At 67.1% G+C, this 16,369-nt stretch carries 17 protein-coding genes and 2 pseudogenes; 9 read left to right on the top strand and 10 right to left on the bottom strand.

All coding sequences use genetic code 11. From position 1 onward, the window contains the following. Positions 1-98 precede the first annotated feature (98 nt). The 4 genes from C1A30_RS22565 (at position 99) to C1A30_RS22550 (ending at position 5,390) form a co-directional block, all read left to right on the top strand. Positions 99-641, top strand: coding sequence for an IniB N-terminal domain-containing protein (locus C1A30_RS22565; protein WP_101950615.1), 543 nt, complete (start codon positions 99-101; stop codon positions 639-641). A 253-nt stretch (positions 642-894) separates the two neighbouring features. Then, entirely contained in the window at positions 895-1,893 is a 999-nt protein-coding gene (locus C1A30_RS22560; RefSeq protein ID WP_101950614.1) for an IniB N-terminal domain-containing protein, read from the top strand. 93 nt (positions 1,894-1,986) lie between these two features. After that, complete coding sequence (locus C1A30_RS22555; RefSeq protein WP_101950613.1) at positions 1,987-3,846, top strand: dynamin family protein; 1,860 nt, start codon at positions 1,987-1,989, stop codon at positions 3,844-3,846. 47 nt (positions 3,847-3,893) lie between these two features. Continuing rightward, positions 3,894-5,390, top strand: a complete 1,497-nt coding sequence (locus C1A30_RS22550; RefSeq protein ID WP_101950612.1) for a dynamin-like GTPase family protein — start codon at positions 3,894-3,896, stop codon at positions 5,388-5,390. On the opposite strand, the gene C1A30_RS22545 is transcribed toward C1A30_RS22550, so the two are convergent. From C1A30_RS22545 to C1A30_RS22535, 3 genes are read right to left on the bottom strand one after another with little or no spacing between them, the layout of a single operon-like run. After that, positions 5,387-5,851: a hypothetical protein gene (locus C1A30_RS22545; RefSeq protein ID WP_101950611.1), complete on the bottom strand. Its 465-nt coding sequence runs from the start codon at positions 5,849-5,851 to the stop codon at positions 5,387-5,389. The genes C1A30_RS22550 and C1A30_RS22545 overlap by 4 nt on opposite strands. Positions 5,852-5,868: 17 nt before the next feature. Beyond that, positions 5,869-6,324 (bottom strand): hypothetical protein, encoded by a 456-nt coding sequence (locus C1A30_RS22540; protein WP_101950610.1) that lies wholly within the window; start codon positions 6,322-6,324, stop codon positions 5,869-5,871. A gap of 40 nt (positions 6,325-6,364) precedes the next feature. Then, on the bottom strand, positions 6,365-7,294 hold the full coding sequence (locus C1A30_RS22535) for an LLM class F420-dependent oxidoreductase (protein ID WP_101950609.1): 930 nt from the start codon (positions 7,292-7,294) through the stop codon (positions 6,365-6,367). Positions 7,295-7,381: 87 nt separating this feature from the next. On the opposite strand from C1A30_RS22535, the gene tpx reads away from it, so the two are divergent. The 3 genes from tpx to C1A30_RS22520 are packed head-to-tail and all read left to right on the top strand — an operon-like array spanning position 7,382 to position 8,920. After that, entirely contained in the window at positions 7,382-7,885 is a 504-nt protein-coding gene (gene tpx, locus C1A30_RS22530) for a thiol peroxidase (RefSeq protein ID WP_101950608.1), read from the top strand. Further along, complete coding sequence (locus tag C1A30_RS22525) at positions 7,875-8,636, top strand: dienelactone hydrolase family protein (RefSeq protein WP_235010351.1); 762 nt, start codon at positions 7,875-7,877, stop codon at positions 8,634-8,636. Before tpx ends, C1A30_RS22525 begins: the two co-directional genes overlap by 11 nt. Before the next feature lie 5 nt (positions 8,637-8,641). Continuing rightward, the gene (locus tag C1A30_RS22520) at positions 8,642-8,920 is read left to right on the top strand and encodes a DUF6295 family protein (RefSeq protein WP_101950607.1); all 279 of its coding nucleotides are present in this window, start codon (positions 8,642-8,644) and stop codon (positions 8,918-8,920) included. Between the two features lies 1 nt (position 8,921). Here the strand turns inward: C1A30_RS22520 and C1A30_RS22515 are convergent, their stop codons facing one another. The 3 genes from C1A30_RS22515 to C1A30_RS22505 are packed head-to-tail and all read right to left on the bottom strand — an operon-like array spanning position 8,922 to position 10,795. Next, entirely contained in the window at positions 8,922-9,542 is a 621-nt protein-coding gene (locus C1A30_RS22515) for a TIGR03085 family metal-binding protein (protein WP_101950606.1), read from the bottom strand. 9 nt (positions 9,543-9,551) lie between these two features. Then, positions 9,552-10,082, bottom strand: coding sequence for a hypothetical protein (locus tag C1A30_RS22510; protein WP_101950605.1), 531 nt, complete (start codon positions 10,080-10,082; stop codon positions 9,552-9,554). After that, positions 10,079-10,795 carry an MBL fold metallo-hydrolase gene (locus C1A30_RS22505; RefSeq protein ID WP_101950604.1) on the bottom strand — a complete coding sequence of 239 codons (717 nt, stop codon included), beginning with the start codon at positions 10,793-10,795 and terminating at the stop codon, positions 10,079-10,081. The genes C1A30_RS22510 and C1A30_RS22505 overlap by 4 nt, the downstream gene beginning before the upstream one ends. A gap of 152 nt (positions 10,796-10,947) precedes the next feature. Between C1A30_RS22505 and C1A30_RS36530 the strand changes: the two are divergent. Together C1A30_RS36530 and C1A30_RS22495 are read left to right on the top strand one after the other, a co-directional pair. After that, a pseudogene (locus C1A30_RS36530) lies at positions 10,948-11,127 on the top strand (hypothetical protein); the annotation flags it as partial. Between the two features lie 91 nt (positions 11,128-11,218). Continuing rightward, positions 11,219-12,718 (top strand): amino acid permease, encoded by a 1,500-nt coding sequence (locus tag C1A30_RS22495; protein ID WP_101950603.1) that lies wholly within the window; start codon positions 11,219-11,221, stop codon positions 12,716-12,718. 13 nt (positions 12,719-12,731) lie between these two features. On the opposite strand, the gene C1A30_RS36360 is transcribed toward C1A30_RS22495, so the two are convergent. The 4 genes and pseudogenes from C1A30_RS36360 to C1A30_RS22475 all read right to left on the bottom strand — a co-directional run bounded on the left by C1A30_RS36360 (position 12,732) and on the right by C1A30_RS22475 (position 16,226). Next, complete coding sequence (locus C1A30_RS36360; protein WP_142392646.1) at positions 12,732-14,456, bottom strand: PGRS repeat-containing protein; 1,725 nt, start codon at positions 14,454-14,456, stop codon at positions 12,732-12,734. A gap of 181 nt (positions 14,457-14,637) precedes the next feature. Further along, on the bottom strand, positions 14,638-15,120 hold the full coding sequence (locus tag C1A30_RS22485) for an MPT63 family protein (RefSeq protein WP_101950601.1): 483 nt from the start codon (positions 15,118-15,120) through the stop codon (positions 14,638-14,640). A 9-nt stretch (positions 15,121-15,129) separates the two neighbouring features. Beyond that, positions 15,130-15,727, bottom strand: a pseudogene (locus C1A30_RS22480) (RES domain-containing protein). Positions 15,728-15,740: 13 nt separating this feature from the next. Beyond that, on the bottom strand, positions 15,741-16,226 hold the full coding sequence (locus tag C1A30_RS22475; RefSeq protein ID WP_101950600.1) for a hypothetical protein: 486 nt from the start codon (positions 16,224-16,226) through the stop codon (positions 15,741-15,743). Positions 16,227-16,369: the final 143 nt, after the last annotated feature.

Here is a 16,369-nt window from a genome sequence, read left to right as displayed (position 1 = left end):
GGTTTCGCACCGATCTGCGGCGGCTGCCGCGCCGATAGCATCGGGTCAGGCCTTAGTGCTGTTGCCTGCTATCTCTGCAATGGAAAGGAGGGTGTTCCATGGCAAACTCGCTACTCGACTTCGTGATGTCGGTGGTGCGTGACCCCGACGCCGCCGCAGCCTACGCTGCTGACCCGGCGCAGGCCATCGCCGACGCCAATTTGACCGATGTGACCAGCGTGGACGTCAACAATCTGATCCCCGTCGTGTCCGAGTCGCTGTCGATGGCGGTGCCGTCGACGGGGGCTGACGCGCAGGTCGACGACCATGCCAGCAATGTGTGGACGAGCGGGGCCGCGACCGCCGCGTTCGATGCCTTCGACGACCACGTGCCGACCGTTGCCGTCGACGACGTGCACGCGATGGCCGCCAACGTCGTCGACGATCCCGGGGCCGCGGTGCAGTCGGGCGTCGACATGCTCGCCGACGCCGGCGTGCCGGACGTGGCTACCGCCGACGATGCGTCGCTGCACTTCGACGGCCCAGTCGTCGACGATGTGCCGATCATCGACACACCGACCGAGGACACCTGGAGCCACGCCGCCCCCGAGGATCACCATCTCGACGCCGACGGGACGGGATTGGACATCTTCGATTCCTGACCTTCGACGGCACTTCGAAATGCGCGGTCCGCTCGGGCCGCGCATTTTGTGCGTTTGACGTGCGGAAATTCAATGTCCCCTAACGAGCCCCTAATCCCCTAACGATCCCCCAGTCGGCATCCCGGGAGGGCTGCCGGTAGGGAGGGGATTCGGCCCCGTTTCCCAGCTGTCGTCCGCTCCATAACGTTGTCAGCAGTTCGCCGGAGCGCCGGCGACCAGGACCCCCGAAACACACAAGAAAAGGACCACAGAAATGACCAACGTGATCGATTGGATTCTCGACCTGTTCCGCGACCCGGTTCAGGCCCAGGCCTTCGTCAACGACCCCGACCGCGCCATGGCCAACGCAGGCGTTCAGGGTGTGACGGCGGCTCAGGTGAACGCCGTTGCCGCGACCGTGGCGCCCGCTGCGGTGCTGCACGGTGGCGGCAACCCGGTGCACGGACTGCAGCAGGCGGTGGCCGAGACCCACGGGCTGGCCTTCGTCCCGCAGACCTCGGCGTTCAGCAACAACGACACGCTGAGCCACAACGACACCCGGTTCCTGAGCCCCGAGACCAACGTGGTCAACCACGCGGGTGAGGATCAGCAGCAGGGCGTCGGCAACGTCAACCTGGACTTCGGCGACATCACCTTCGGCGACAAGACCACGAACAACGCCGACCACGGCAGCGTGATCAACACCGGCACCGCAGGTGACATCGACAACACCAACGTCGAAGGTGACGGCAATGTGGTCGGCGACGGCAACGTCGGCGCCAACACCGGCGACATCCTCGCAGGCGAGGGTTCGACCGTTCAGGCCGGCGGCGTCGGCAACACCAGCGACAGCTCCGGCAGCATCCACAACAGCGGTGACGGTGACGTCATCTCGGGCAACGAAGGCCCGGTCGTCAAGACCGGCGACATCGACACCAGCGGTGGCGGTGCGGTCGGTGGCGACGGCGGCCACGGCGGCGGCATTCTCACGGGTGGCGGCGGCGACGGCGGCAATGCGACCGGCGGCGCAGGCGGCGGCGTGGTCATCGCTCCGACGCAGACCACGACCACCACGGCCGGCGGCGACGTCACCACCGTCGAAACCCACGGCGGGGACATCTCCGGCAACGTGGACGCCAGCCACGACGACAACTCGTCGAACAGCCACAACACCGACAACTCGACGCACGACAGCCACGACAACATCGACAACTCGACGCACGACAGCCACGACACCGACATCCACCAGGGCGTCGACGTCGATCTGTTCTGACCAGGCGACAACCGAATAGCGCAACTGGCGGGGACCCACCCATAGGTCCCCGCCAGTTGGCACGCCTACCGTCATAGGTAGGGAAGGGAAACCATGACGCAGCCGAATGACCCCCGCAAGGTCAAGGTCATCGTTGAACTGATCGACCACACGAGCAAGATCGCCGAGGCTCAGGGCCGCGGCGACCTGGTCGAGCGGATGGCAAGGGCCAACGAGCGGATCACCGACCCCCAGATCCGGGTGGTCATCGCCGGGCAGCTGAAGCAGGGCAAGAGCCAACTGCTCAATTCGCTGCTGAACGTTCCGGTGTCGCGGGTCGGCGACGACGAGACGACGGTGCTGGCGACCATGGTGTCGTTCGCCGAGCAGGCCAGCGCGAAGTTGATCGTCGCGGGCGCCGACGACGGCGAGCCCGAGGAGGTCGAGATCCCGATCGCCGACATCAAACAGGATCTGCGCCGCCACCCCGCGGCGGGTGGCAGGCAGGTGCTGCGTGTCGCGGTGACCGCGAACAGCCCGCTGCTCAAGGGCGGTCTGGTGTTCGTCGACACCCCCGGCGTCGGCGGCCTTGGCCAGCCGCACCTGTCGGCCACGCTTGGGCTGCTGCCCGACGCGGACGCGATGCTGATGGTCAGCGACACCAGCCAGGAATTCACCGAACCCGAGATGACGTTCATCCGGCAGGCCTTTGAAATCTGCCCTGTCGCAACGATTGTCGCCACCAAGACGGATCTCTACCCGCACTGGCGCCAGATCGTCGAAACCAACAAGGCCCACCTGCAGCGGGCCGGCCTGTCGATACCGATCATTCCGGCGTCGTCGCTGCTGCGCAGCCACGCGATCCAACTGAACGACAAGGAACTCAACGAGGAGTCCAATTTCCCGGCCATCGTCAAGTTCCTCAGCGAGAAGGTGCTGTCGCGGGAGAACGACCGGGTGCGCGATCAGGTGCTCGCCGAGATCCGGTCCGCCGCTGAGCATTTGACGCTGGCGGCCGACTCGGAGCTGTCCGCGCTCAACGACCCCGAAGCCCGCGACCGGTTGAAGGCCGATCTGGAGCAGCGTAAACAGGAGGCGCAGGACGCGTTGCAGCAGACCGCGCTGTGGCAGCAGGTGCTCAACGACGGAATCGCCGACCTGACAGCCGATGTCGACCACGATCTGCGCGCCCGGTTCCGTGCCATCAGCCAGCACACCGAGCACGTCATCGACACCACCGATCCGACGCACCACTGGGCGGAGATCGGCGCCGAAGTGGAGGAGGCGATCGCGACGGCCGTCGGCGACAACTTCGTGTGGGCCTATCAGCGGGCCGAGGTGCTCGCCCAGGAGGTGGCGCGGACATTCGTCGAGGCGGGGCTCGAGGCCATCAAGATGCCGCAACTCGACGCCAGCGAAATGGGCGCGAGCTTCGGCGAATTGAAGTCGCTGGCCAAGTTGGAGGCCAAGCCGATCAAGACCGGGCACAAGGTGGTCACCGGAATGCGTGGCTCGTACGGCGGCGTGCTGATGTTCGGCATGCTGACGTCGTTCGCGGGACTCGGCATGTTCAACCCGCTGTCGCTGGGTGCCGGTCTTCTGTTGGGCCGCAAGGCCTATCGCGAAGACATGGAGAACCGGATGATGCGGGTCCGCAACGAGGCCAAGCTGAACGTGCGGCGGTTCGTCGACGACGTGTCGTTCGTCGTGTCGAAGGAATCCCGGGACCGGCTCAAGGGAATCCAGCGCCAACTGCGCGACCACTACCGCGGCATCGCCAACCAGACCACCCGCTCGCTCAACGAGTCGCTGCAGGCCACCATCGCGTCGGCGGCGTTGGAGGAAAACGAGCGCAACACCCGAATCCGCGAACTGGAACGCCAGCTCAACATCCTCAAACAGGTGACTGAGCACGCCGTCAAGCTGGCGCCGGATGCCGGGCAGGCAGCCCGAGAGCCTGTGGGGACCACCTAACGCTCTAAGCTGGATCTCCGGTCATTACCGAGTGGAGACGGCGCCAGATGAGCACGAGCGATCAGGTGCGGGCGATCCTGGGCGGCACGATCCAGGCGTACCGCAACGATCCGGCGTACCGGAATCGGCCTGATGTGCACAACGAGTTGGAGCGCATCGGCTACCGGCTCAATCAGCCGATCCGCATCGCGCTCGCGGGCACGCTGAAGGCGGGCAAGTCCACCCTCGTGAATGCCCTTGTGGGCGAGGACATCGCGCCCACCGACGCCACCGAGGCCACCCGCATCGTCACCTGGTTCCGGCACGGCCCGATCCCGAAGGTGACGGCCAACCATCGCGGCGGCAGGCGGTCGAACGTGCCGATCGCCCGCGGCTCGAACGGTTCGGCCGGCCTGACGTTCGACTTCGCCAGCCTCGACCCGGAGGACATCGCCGATCTCGACGTCGAATGGCCCGCAGCCGAATTGATCGATGCGACCATCATCGACACCCCGGGCACGTCCTCGCTGAGCCGCGACGTCTCCGAACGCACACTACGGTTGTTGGTGCCGGAGGACGGCGTCCCGCGCGTCGACGCGGTGGTGTTCCTGTTGCGCACGCTGAACGCGGCCGATATCGCCCTGCTCAAGCAGATCGGCGAGTTGGTCGGCGGGTCGACGGGCGCGCTCGGGGTGATCGGGGTGGCGTCGCGCGCCGACGAGATCGGCGCGGGCCGCATCGACGCGATGCTCTCAGCCAAGGACGTGGCCAAGCGGTTCACCGCCGAGATGGACAAGACCGGCATCTGCCAGGCCGTGGTGCCGGTGTCGGGTCTGTTGGCGTTGACCGCCCGCACGCTGCGGCAGAGCGAGTTCGTCGCGCTGGAGAAGTTGGCGGGAGTGGATGCCGCCGAACTCACCAAGGCGATGCTGTCGGTGGACCGCTTCGTGCGGGAGGACAGTTCGTTGCCTGTTGATGCCGCCACCAGGGCCGCACTGCTGGACCGGTTCGGCATGTTCGGCATCAGGATCTCCATCGCGGTGTTGCGGGCCGGCGTCAGCGATTCGGTGGCGCTCGCCGACGAACTGCTGGAGCGCAGCGGTCTGGTCGCGCTTCGCGATGTGATCGACCAGCAGTTCGCGCAGCGCTCGGATCTGCTGAAGGCGCACACCGCGCTGCTATCACTGCGGCAGTTCGTGCAGGCCAACCCGATCTACGCCACGCGCTACATTCTCGCCGACATCGACCCGCTGCTTGCCGACACCCACGCATTCGAGGAGCTCCGGCTGTTGAGCGCATTGCGTTCGCGCCCAACGACTTTGAACGAGGACGAGATGGCGTCGCTGCGGCGCATCATCGGCGGTTCCGGCACCGACGCAGCCAGCAGGCTTGGGCTGCAACCCGACGCACCCTACGACGGGCCGCGGGCGGCGTTCGCGGCCGCGCAACGCTGGCGCCGCCGCGCCGACCATCCGCTCAACGATCCGTTCACCACACGGGCCTGCCGCGCGGCGGTTCGCAGCGCCGAGGCGTTGGTCGCCGAATACGCGGCGAGGGGCCGCTAGGGCGTCGGCGAAACGGTGACGGTCTGAGTGACCGTGCTGGTGCTGACGCTCGTGCTGACGCTCGGTTCGGTCGTCGTCGTGGTTGTCGTGGTCGTGGTGGTGGTCGTCGTCGTGGGCTCGGTGGTGGTGGTTGTCGTGGTCTCGTCGGTGGTGGTCGGCTCTGTGGTCGTGGTGGCGGCCGTGGTGGTCGTCGGTGCGGTCACCGATGTGGTGGTGCGGGTGATGGGGGTGAGCGTGGTCGCGGGCTCCGGCGCGTCGCCGCCGGTGAGGAGTTTGACGAGGCCGAAGATGATCAGCGCGATCAGCACCGCGCCGATGGCGCCGAAGGAGACCAGCGCAGCGGGTTTGCGGTACCAGGGCACCGGTTCGGCTGTCGGCGGGCCGTAGTCGCCGTAGTTGATGTAGGCGGTCGGTTGGTTGTCGGGATTGTTCGGGTCGTCGGGAGATCCGTAGCGCGCCACGGGCTGATAGTAGGCGGTCAGGGCTGCGGATAAAGCGTGCGCGTCACATTGGTGCGTGGGCCGCGCCGCGTCGTCGACGGTTCGGAATCCTCGCCTGGGGGCGGGGTGTACGGCTGGGTCCACGCGGTGTGGGTGGTGCTCGGCGTTTCGGTGCTCGAGGTGTCCGACGACGACGGGGTGGTCGACGACGGCCCGTTGATGTCGGTGGTGACCGGCGGGCTGGTGCTGGTGATCGTCTCGGTGGTGGTCGGCGTCGTCGAACGGCTCGCGGTCGCCGAGAACGAGGGCTCGACGTAATTCAGCGGCGCCTGCTCCGGCTCGTTGAACTGGCGCGCCACGAACGTCACCGCCGCGATGAGGATGCCGATCAGGGCCAGGCCGGCCACGCTCGCCCCGATGACGTTGGGCGTGCGGTTGTACCAGGGCGTCTCCGACGGCGACTGGGCGTAGTCGTCGGGATCCTCGCCTGCCATGGCCAGTGATAGTAGCCCTGGCGTCCGGCGGTTAGCCGGGTCAGCTGAACTGGGTGACGACCTGGCTGGCGAAGAACTCCAGGTGGTCCAGGTCGGACATGTCCAGAAGCTGCAGATAGGTCCGCTGCACGCCGGCCTCGATGAACGGCCCGAGCTTATCCGCGATCTCACTGGGCGTGCCCACCAGTGGGGAGTTGCTGCGCAGTTCGTCGACCTCGCGGCCGATGGCCTCGGCGCGCCGCGCGATCTCGGCCTCGTCGCGGCCGGCGCACACGACGAACGCCGCCGAATACGTCAACGCGTCCGCGGGCCGGCCCGCATCGGCCACCGCGGCCGCGACCCGCTCGAACTGGGCCTTCGTCGCGTCCAACGGTGCGAACGGGATGTTGAACTCGGTGGCGAACTTCGCGGCCAGCGCGGGTGTGCGTTTGGGGCCACCGCCTCCGATCACGATCGGTGGCGGCGACTGCACCGGTTTGGGCAGCGCGGGGGATTCCACCACCGTGTAGTGCGTTCCGGTGTAGTCGAACTTCTCGCCGACGGGCGTTGCCCACAGGCCGGTGATGATGTCGAGTTGCTCCTGCAGCCGGTCGAAGCGCTCACCGAGCGGCGGGAACGGAATCGCGTACGCCTGATGCTCGGCTTCGAACCAGCCGGCGCCGAGCCCCAATTCGACACGGCCACCGCTCATTTCGTCGACCTGCGCGACGGAGATCGCCAACGGTCCTGGGAACCGGAACGTGGCGGAGGTGACCATGGTGCCGAGCCGGATCGTCGACGTCTCCCTGGCGATGCCCGCCAGCGTCACCCACGAATCGGTCGGGCCCGGCAGCCCGTCGCCGCTCATCGCGACGTAGTGGTCGGACCGGAAGAACGCTGAATAACCCAGCTCCTCGGCGGTTCTGGCGACAGCAAGCTGATCGGAGTAGGTGGCACCCTGCTGGGGTTCGACGAAGACGCGGAAATCCACGACCGCAAGCGTAGAGGCGCGCTGGGCGGCCGTCGACCGAAGACCCCTGACATGACCCGCACAGGTTGGCGCTGGCACACTGTACGAATGGCTCAGATAACGCTTCGTGGAAACCCGATCAACACTGTCGGCGAGCTGCCCGCCGTCGGATCACCCGCCCCCGATTTCACCCTGATCGGCACCGATCTCGGCGAGGTGACCAGCGCGCAGTTCCGCGGTAAGCCGTTGCTGCTCAACATCTTTCCCTCGGTTGACACGCCTGTGTGCGCCATGAGCGTTCGCAAATTCAACGAGCGCGCGCAGGCCAGCGGGCTGACGGTGCTGTGTGTCTCGAATGATCTGCCGTTCGCACAGAAGCGATTCTGCGGAGCAGAGGGCATCGAGAACGTGACCACGGCGTCGGCGTTCCGGGACAATTTCGGCAAAGACTACGGCGTCGCGCTCGCGGACGGTCCGATGGCCGGGTTGCTCGCCCGCGCGGTCGTGGTGATCGACGCCGACGGCAAGGTCGCCTACACCGAACTGGTGCCCGAGATCGGCACCGAGCCGAGCTACGACGAGGGCTGGTCGGCACTTGGCAGTGCGGTCTGATCCGTTGGCCGCGGACGCAATTCGCGCCGAGACCGTCACCATCACCGGGCACGGCGGCGACGAGATCGAGGCCTACAGCGCAGTGCCGCTCGCGGCGGGCTCGCGCGGCGGTGTGGTGTGGATTCACCACATGCCCGGCTACGACCGGGAGACCAAGGAGTTCGTTCGCCGGTTGGCGGTGGCCGGATATCACGCGGTGTGCCCGAACCTGTACTCGCGTGAGGCGCCAGGAGCAGATCCCGACGACGCCGCGGCCACCGTCCGGGCGGCGGGCGGGGTACCCGACGACCGTCTCGTCGGCGACGTGGCGGGCGCCGCGGAGTATCTGCGGGGCCTGGAGCGCGCAAACGGCAAGATCGGCGTGATCGGCCACTGCTCAGGCGGCAGGCACGCGTTCCTGGCGGCCTGCTCGCTGCCGTTGGACGGCGCGGTGGATTGCTACGGCGCGTTCGTCGTCGAGGATCCGCCGGAAGGCATGCCCAAGGCCATGAAACCGATTCTGGGCCTGGCGCCCAATCTGAGCTGTCCGCTGCTCGGGCTGTTCGGCAACGACGACCGCTACCCGGCGCCCGACGCGGTGGCCACACTGGACGCCGAACTGACCCGGTTGGGCAAGGAGCACGAGTTCCACTCCTACGACGGGGCAGGCCACTCGTTCTTCTCGGTGGATCGCCCGGCGTACCGGGTGGAAGCCGCGCTGGACGGCTGGCGCCGGATCGAGGACTTCTTCGCCAAGCAGTTGAAGGGCTGAGGTCGATGTGTACGTATCTGACCGAGAAGATCGAGGTCGACGGCAGCGGTAAGGGTGCGACGGGCTGGTTCGGCGCCAGCCACGCCACCGTCTACGTCGACCATCCGGTGCACGCCTCTTACAGCCACACCGTCAACATCGACCTGCTCAACCCGGCGTTGGGCCCGTCGGCGCGGGTGGCGCTGGAGCTGACAGAGGAGTCGGCGCTCGCCCTCGCCGACGCGATCCACCGGGCGATCGCCTCGGCCCCCGCGGGCCTGGCGTCGAAGCACCAGACGGTCTAGCTCACAAGCCGCGGCGCGCGGCGCGCACCGCCTGGGCGGCCTGCGCGTCGGAGAACGTCAGCCGCACCTCGTCGCGGCCGGACAGGAACAGCAGGAGCTCCGGCACCTCGCCGGTGACGATCAGGTCCTCGCCGTGTCCGACCGTGGCCACGGTCTTGCCGTCCGGGGTCTTCAGCGTGACGCGGGCAGGGGATTTGCCGAGGCTCAGCCGGGCCATCAGCGGAAGACCGCGGCCCAGCGCCTTGGCCAGCGTGGCGTCGAGTTGCCTTGGCTCCCAACCTGTTTGGGCGCGCCGAACGTCCTCGTGGTGAATGAACATCTCGCCGAGGTTGGCGACAGGATCGAGAAGCTTGAACGGCGAATACAGCGGTGGGCCCGCCGCGACCTTCTCCAGCAGGGCATCCCACTCGTTGGCCTCGGTGACCTGACGCTGCACGTTGGCGGTGTAGCCGGCGAGAAACGGCACGGCCACCCCGGCGGTGGCGTCCAGCCTGCGTTCGCGCACCACGAGGTGGGCCGCGAGGTCGCGAGTGGTCCAGTCACCGCAGAGGGTGGGCGCGTCGGGACCGACGGCGCGCATGGTTTCGACGAGTGCGGCGCGTTCGCGCTGTGCTGCGGTCATTGCTCGACCTTAGAACGCCTGCACGCCATCGATGGCCACATTCATCCCGTGGTCGGTCCGGTCGTTGGTGAACCTGGTGCCGTCTTCACGGGCGTCGATGGTCCAGCCAACGGCCGAGTACGTTTGGTAATCGAGGGTGACCACCGGAATGTCGCCCAAATTGCCGACGACCCAATTGATTTGGCCGTCGGTGGTGACCCGGACACCGTTGGCGGGGACGCCGCCGACCACCGGTGGATTGCTGAACTGGGCCTCGCAGCCGACCTCGTCCTCGTTGAGCTGGCAACGTGTCCTGCCCGACTTCGTCTCGATGAACACGTAACCGTTCTCGGGTGTCAGCACCTGGGCGCCCGGTGGCGGGGCGGTGCTCGTGGGTGTGAGTGTGCTCGGCGGCGCGGCCGTCGGCCTCGGCGGCCTGCTGGTCGGAAAGCTGGGCTCGGTCGGCTCGTTCGGATTGATGACAGCCGTTCCCGGCGTGGTGGTCTGGCAGCCGGTCAGCACTGCGCCAAGCGCGACGACAACGGCGATAGTCGCTCTCATCCAGGGCCCGCCATCGCGGCGTAGCCGTCGGCCAACGCCCGTAACTGACCGGCGCCGTCCCCGGTGTAGGACGACCCGTGCATGATCGCCAGGGTAGTCGGCTGCAGGTCGGCGAGCTGGTGCAGCGTGGGTTGCAGGTTCGTCGTCAATCCGGTCGCGTGGAAGATGTTCTCGGCCGCTAGTGCCGGTGCCACGCAGTCGGATTCGGTCAACGGCGCGGGGTTGCCCACGTGTGTCATCAGGTCACCGGCGAGCAGCGTCGAGGTGGTTTCGTCGAACCACAGCCCGGCCTCCCAGTTGTGCGGTACGTGGGGCGTCGGGATAAAGCGCAACCGATGGCCGCCGGTATCCAGTAGCCCGTCGGGGGCCTGCACGGGCGGCCTGTCGCACATGTCGATCAACGACAGCATGCAGGCGAGAGCGCCGTGGGTGACTTCGGCGTTGGGTGCAGCCGCGAGAAAGGAGTTCATGGCGCCGCATTCGTCGGCTTCGAGGTGGCCGAACGAGATCCAGCGCAGCTTCTCGACCGGTAGTACGCGATTGATGGCCTGCGAGACCAGGCCGAAGAGTTGCCGCTGCCCGCAATGGAACAGGAACGGTTCGTCACCGGTGAGCAGGAACTGATTCATCGTGAACCCGTGCTCGCCGATGTCGGGGATCCAGGTGGACAGCCGGTAGATGTCTGGTGCGATCTCGGCGACGGTGGTCTCCATGGCTCGATCATCACTCCGCACGACGGCGCCTGCGGGTGTTTGGCCAATGAGCAGATGCTCGCGCGCGACACGGAGTTTCCATTCGGCAAGCGCAGGAGCCCGAGAGGGTGTTCACTGTGATGACCGTCATTCGATCTATCGAGGTGGGTCTCATGGCACGCATTGATTTGTTTGCAAAGATTCCATTGATCGGGATGTCCCTGGTGTTCCTCGCGATGTTCATCGTCGCGGTCACCGCCTATCTGCACGCAGGCTGGTACTCGATCATCGGCTACGCGATCGCGGCCGTCGTCGCCGTGTGCGGCTTTGTGATGACCTTCCGCGACGTCAGCGATACGCCGGGACCGCCGGAACAGTGGGATGCCAGGGGAAATCCCATCGATCCCGCTTCGCGCGGTAACTGACGACAGCGAAAGGGATCCGATGACCACCACACCCAAGGCCTCGGCGTACGACAACTCCGCACTGACGGCGGAAGACCAGGGTTACCACAAGGGACTCAAACCTCGTCAGCTGCAAATGATCGCGATCGGCGGCGCGATCGGCACCGGGTTGTTCCTCGGCGCGGGCGGCCGCCTGCACAACGCCGGGCCGGGGCTGTTCCTGAGCTACGCATTCTGCGGCGTCTTCGTGTTCCTGATCCTGCGCGCTCTCGGTGAACTCGTGCTGCACCGGCCGTCGTCGGGCTCCTTCGTCTCGTATGCGCGCGAATTCCTCGGCGAGAAGGCGGCTTTCGTCGCAGGCTGGATGTACTGGCTGAACTGGGCGTTCACCTCCATCGTCGACTCGACGGCGATCGCCACCTACGTGCACTACTGGCGGGCGATGGAAGCCGTGCCGCAGTGGCTGATCGCGCTGATCGCGCTGGCGGCCGTGGTCAGCCTGAACCTGATCTCGGTGACGCTGTTCGGCGAGCTCGAGTTCTGGGCGGCGGCCATCAAAGTCCTTGCGCTGCTGACGTTCCTGGTCGCAGGCACGATCTTCCTGGCCGGCCGCTACCACATCCAAGGGCAGGCGACCGGTTTCAGCGTGATCGCCAACAACGGCGGGCTGTTCCCCACCGGCCTCTTCCCGCTGGTGATTGTCATGTCCGGTGTCGTGTTTGCTTATGCCGCAGTGGAACTCGTGGGAACCGCGGCCGGTGAGACGGCTCATCCGCACAAGATCATGCCGCGAGCCATCAACTCGGTGATCGCGCGTATCGCGGTCTTCTACGTCGGCTCGCTGTTCCTGCTGGCGCTGCTTCTCCCGTACACCACCTACAAGGCCGACGAGAGCCCGTTCGTCACGTTCTTCTCCAAGATCGGCGTGAATGGCGCCGGCACGGTGATGAACGTCGTCGTGCTGACCGCCGCATTCTCCAGCCTCAACGCCGGCCTGTACTCGACCGGCCGGATCCTGCGTTCGATGGCGATGAACGGCAGCGCACCGAAGTTCACCGCGCGGATGTCCAGTCGCGGCGTGCCGTACGGCGGCATCTTCCTGACCGCCGTCGTCGGATTGTTCGGCGTGATCCTCAACCTGCTCGTACCCGGTGAGGCCTTCGAGATCGTGCTGAACATCGCCGCTCTCGGCATCATCGCGTCGTGGGCCACCATCGTTATCTGCCAGATTCAGCTCTTCCGCTGGTCGAAACGCGGCATTCTCGAGCGACCGGCGTTCCGGTTGTGGGGCTCGCCGTATACCGGTTATCTCACCTTGGCGTTCCTGTTCGGTGTCGTCGTGTTGATGGCTTTCGACCCCCCGATCGGCACGTGGACCGTGGCCACGCTGGTGATCATCATCCCGGCGCTGATCGCCGGTTGGTTCATCGTCCGCGGCCGGGTGCTGGAGATCGCGCGGGAACGCGAAGGGTTCACCGGGCAGTTCCCGGTCGTCGCGAACCGCCCGCTGCCGCCCGACAAGGACGACAAGGACAAGTGATCCCGCCGACCGCCTAGCCGTCGGCGCCGTCGCTGCCGGGGTCGTTGGAGACGCCGCCGCTTGCGGTGCCGCCGTCCCCGCCGGTGCCGCCGGTGCCGTTGGTGCCCTCGAAACCGCCCTTACCGCCGTTGCCGCCCTTGGCGCTGCCGGTGACCGTGCTCGGGAAGTCAGAAGTATTGCGTACCTGCGCATTCCCGCCGTCGCCGCCATGGCCACCGTTGGCGTCGTCCTGTGGTTGGCCCGCGCCGACGCCGCCCGTAGCGCCGTGACCGCCCGGTCCGCCGTTGCCGCCGGTGGCGTTTTTGTACTCGCTGATCGCGTTGCCGCCGTCGCCGCCGTCGCCGCCATCCCCGCTGCCGAAACCGCCCCCGGTGTGGCTCGATTCGCCGCCGGCGCCGCCACGGCCGCCGGTCGCATCGCCCTCACCCGCAGCGGGGGTCAACGTCGAACCGATCTGCGTGCCGGTCTGCGCGACCGACGTGATCGTGTACTGCCCGCCAGGTGTGGCAAGCGCGTTGCCGCCGTTGCCCGCATCCCCGCCGTGGCCGTCGATGTTGCCGATCCAGTTGTCGCCACCACCGCCGCCGTCACCGCCGGTCGCGTTGCCTGCGGCGGCGGTTGCGCTGCCACCCTGGCCGCCGTCCCCGCCGGTGCCCTCATATGACGTGCCACCGGACCCGCCGTCGCCGCCCGCGGCGTCACCACCGATCACCTCGCCGGTGGTCACCGTGACGGGGCCGGGGAAGCCCGGAGTCGACTGCGTGGTGGTGCCGGTGACGCTCAATTCGTCGACAGCGATGGCGTAGCCGCCGTGCCCGCCGTCGCCGCCGACACCCGTGCCGGTGGCGTTACCGCCGCCTCCACCCGCGCCGCCGGTCGCGTTGCCGCCGTAGGCAATTGCGTAGCCGCCGTCGCCACCGTCACCGCCGTCGCCGGTGCTGTCGCTCGGGAATGTCGGTCCCGAGACGGCGCCGTGGCCGCCTGCCCCGCCGATGGCGGTGCCCACCTGAACGGTCTTCAGGCCGGTGGTGGGGTCGGTCGTCACGATCGAACCCGCGTAGGCGTAGCCGCCGTCGCCACCGTCGCCGCCGTCGGTGTTGACGCTGCTGCCGCCGTTGCCGCCCCGCCCAGCGGTTGCGGTGGCGCCGTAGGTGACTGCGTCGCCGCCTGCTCCGCCCGCACCGCCTGCGCCGCGGAGGACCCCGCCGTTGCCACCCCTGCCGCCGTTGGTCCCGGTGGCATCTCCCGACGTCCGGATGTCGGAGTACCCGTTGCCGCCGTTGCCGCCGCTACCGAACAACCGGCCGCTGCCGCCGTTGCCACCCGCCACACCGGGCGTCGTGGAGTTCCAACCGTCGCCACCGTTGCCGATGAACAGTCCGCCGCTGAAACCGTTGGGGTGCAGGGCGGTTCCGTCCATCCCGTTGCCGACGAAGAGGTTGAGTACCGGCACCCGTCCTGCGAGGTCCATCACCGGGTTGTTCAGCAGCGGGGCCAACGGATCCATCGGCGCCCTGGCAGTGAGCCGGCTCGCGAGTTCGGCGACCGATCCGTCGCCGAGCGCCTGCGACGGTGCGATGCAGGCGAGAACTGTTCTGCTACACGTCGATTGGGGTTGCGCGCTCGCGGTTGGCGCGGCGAGCAGAGCCACCGCAGGGACCGCTGTCATGACGCCCGCACCGCCGAAAAACGCCGCGGTGGTCAATAAGTTCTTGCGGGTCGCTAGATGTCGGGACACTGCATCCTCCGTTGCCGTATGTGCAAACTCGGATCGAGTGTCGCCACGGCGGAAGTGCGTTGCTGGGGTAGTGCGCTACCCCAATTGCCCGTGGTGCGGTACCCCAGTCACTGGCACCGACGACGACCGGATCCCACCAGCCTTCGCGCTGGTGGGTCCGGTCGCAATCCAGGGTCTGGGCCTACGGGGTCCAGATCATCAGGTCTTCCATGCCGTTGTTCATGGTGACGGTGGTGGGAGGTGCTCCCGTGACGTCGAAATGGATCTTGCCCGTCGCTTCGGCGCCCTCGGGGATGGTGGCTCCGCTGATGTTGACCGGGCTGGCGACCTGCCACAGCACCCGGTAGGCGTCCTGGTTGGGGGCGACGGCGTTGAACTGCGAAATGGCGGGGGTGACGGTGCCCCGGATGGCCCTGACGGTGGCCGTGGCTTCCCAGAGCTTGCCGGCGACGGGGTAGCCCGGCATCACGTCCGAGCTGGGTTTGAGGTCGCTGACCTTCCAGCTGAGCTCGACCTGCCCGACGGTGTCGGTCATCGTCAACTCACTGCCCAGCTTGCCGGTGATCGGATAGGCAGCCGCCGACGCGGTCGGGCTGGCGGCCACACCGACCATTCCCATGGCCAGAGTTGCCGCCGCTGTCGCTACGATCGCTGTGATTTTCACTGTTCCCCTTCATGTCTCGGTTTCGTCCTTAAAAGCGACGATGCGGTCGCTATTAATCCACTCGACCGGAACTCGGCGCTGACTTGCCGCAGCGGCGAGTCGGGAATCCCCACCGCGTCGTCTGTCAAACCACGCCGCAGCCGAGACGTTTCGCAGCGCTGGCGATGCGGCCGGTGCAAATAGTGCGAGGCATGGCTCGCCAGCGAATCGGCTGTTGTAGCGCAGGCCGTCCAAATCGGGGAATGCCTGAGTCACGGTATGCGGGGCCGTCGAAATGGCGAACGTGCCGCCGGCGCGGGTGGCCACGGTCCCTGACTGTCAGCGGCGAGGTCGAGGACCTTGCGTGGGCGGGCGAACGACAGTACCAAACGCCATGCTGCACATGTTCACCTTTGGGGAGGGGGTGAGGGTCGAACCGCAGCACCGGCCCGAAAGTGCGTAATGCGTTCCACGCCAGAACGTGCTCGCCCTCAGCGCGATGGACGCGTCACCAGATCTCGTCGACGCCGATTGCGCGCATCTCGTCATCGTCGATGCCGAGCGAACGCAGTACGTGCGGGGGCGGAGGGCCGGGCAGCATGGGGTCGACGGTCAATTCGCCGCCGATTCGCCGATCTCGATCAGTCCGGGTACGGCTCGACGGATTCACCGTGTAACAGCCACTCCCGCACTGACTTCGGTTGCCCGTCGATTCGCAATTCGGACTGCGGGGTCATGAGAAAGCCGGCCACCGCGGTGGGGTGCCGTCCCCTGACGAGCAGATGCGGTAGCACCTCGTCGAGGCCGCGGACGTGCTTGAGTTTGAGTGGCTTGTTGCGGCCGCGGCCGACGATCTCGAACTGAATCGACGGGTACACCCACGTGCCGCCGTCGTTGATCGCCCATAGCGTGCGGGCGCGGCGGCGCTGCCTCACGCGGCAATCGTTGACGCCCAGTCCTTCGCGGTCGTCGGTGAAGCCGGCGTCATCGAGCAGCCGGGCCTCGTCGGTGGTGAGTGTGGCTGCCCACGGCCGCTGCGCGGGGAGCGTCTTGAGTGCTGCGATCAGGTCGGAGCGGCGCAAGTTGAAACGGTCTAGGAGAAGTTGGTCGAGCTCATCGGTAGTCATCGGCGATCGGGACGCCGGGAACAAAACCCGTCGGCCTCCCGTTGACCACATCGACAGTTGAGTCGTCAAGACTCAAGTCTGGCTTGACACGATAGGGTCGGCCGGTGAAGGCTTGAGTGCGGTGCACTCACACTGAATGGGTG

The organism is Mycobacterium sp. 3519A (assembly GCF_900240945.1).
Lineage (GTDB): Bacteria > Actinomycetota > Actinomycetes > Mycobacteriales > Mycobacteriaceae > Mycobacterium.
The sequence above is the reverse complement of the archived record's forward strand: the minus strand, read 5'-3'. Positions and strand labels throughout refer to the sequence as shown.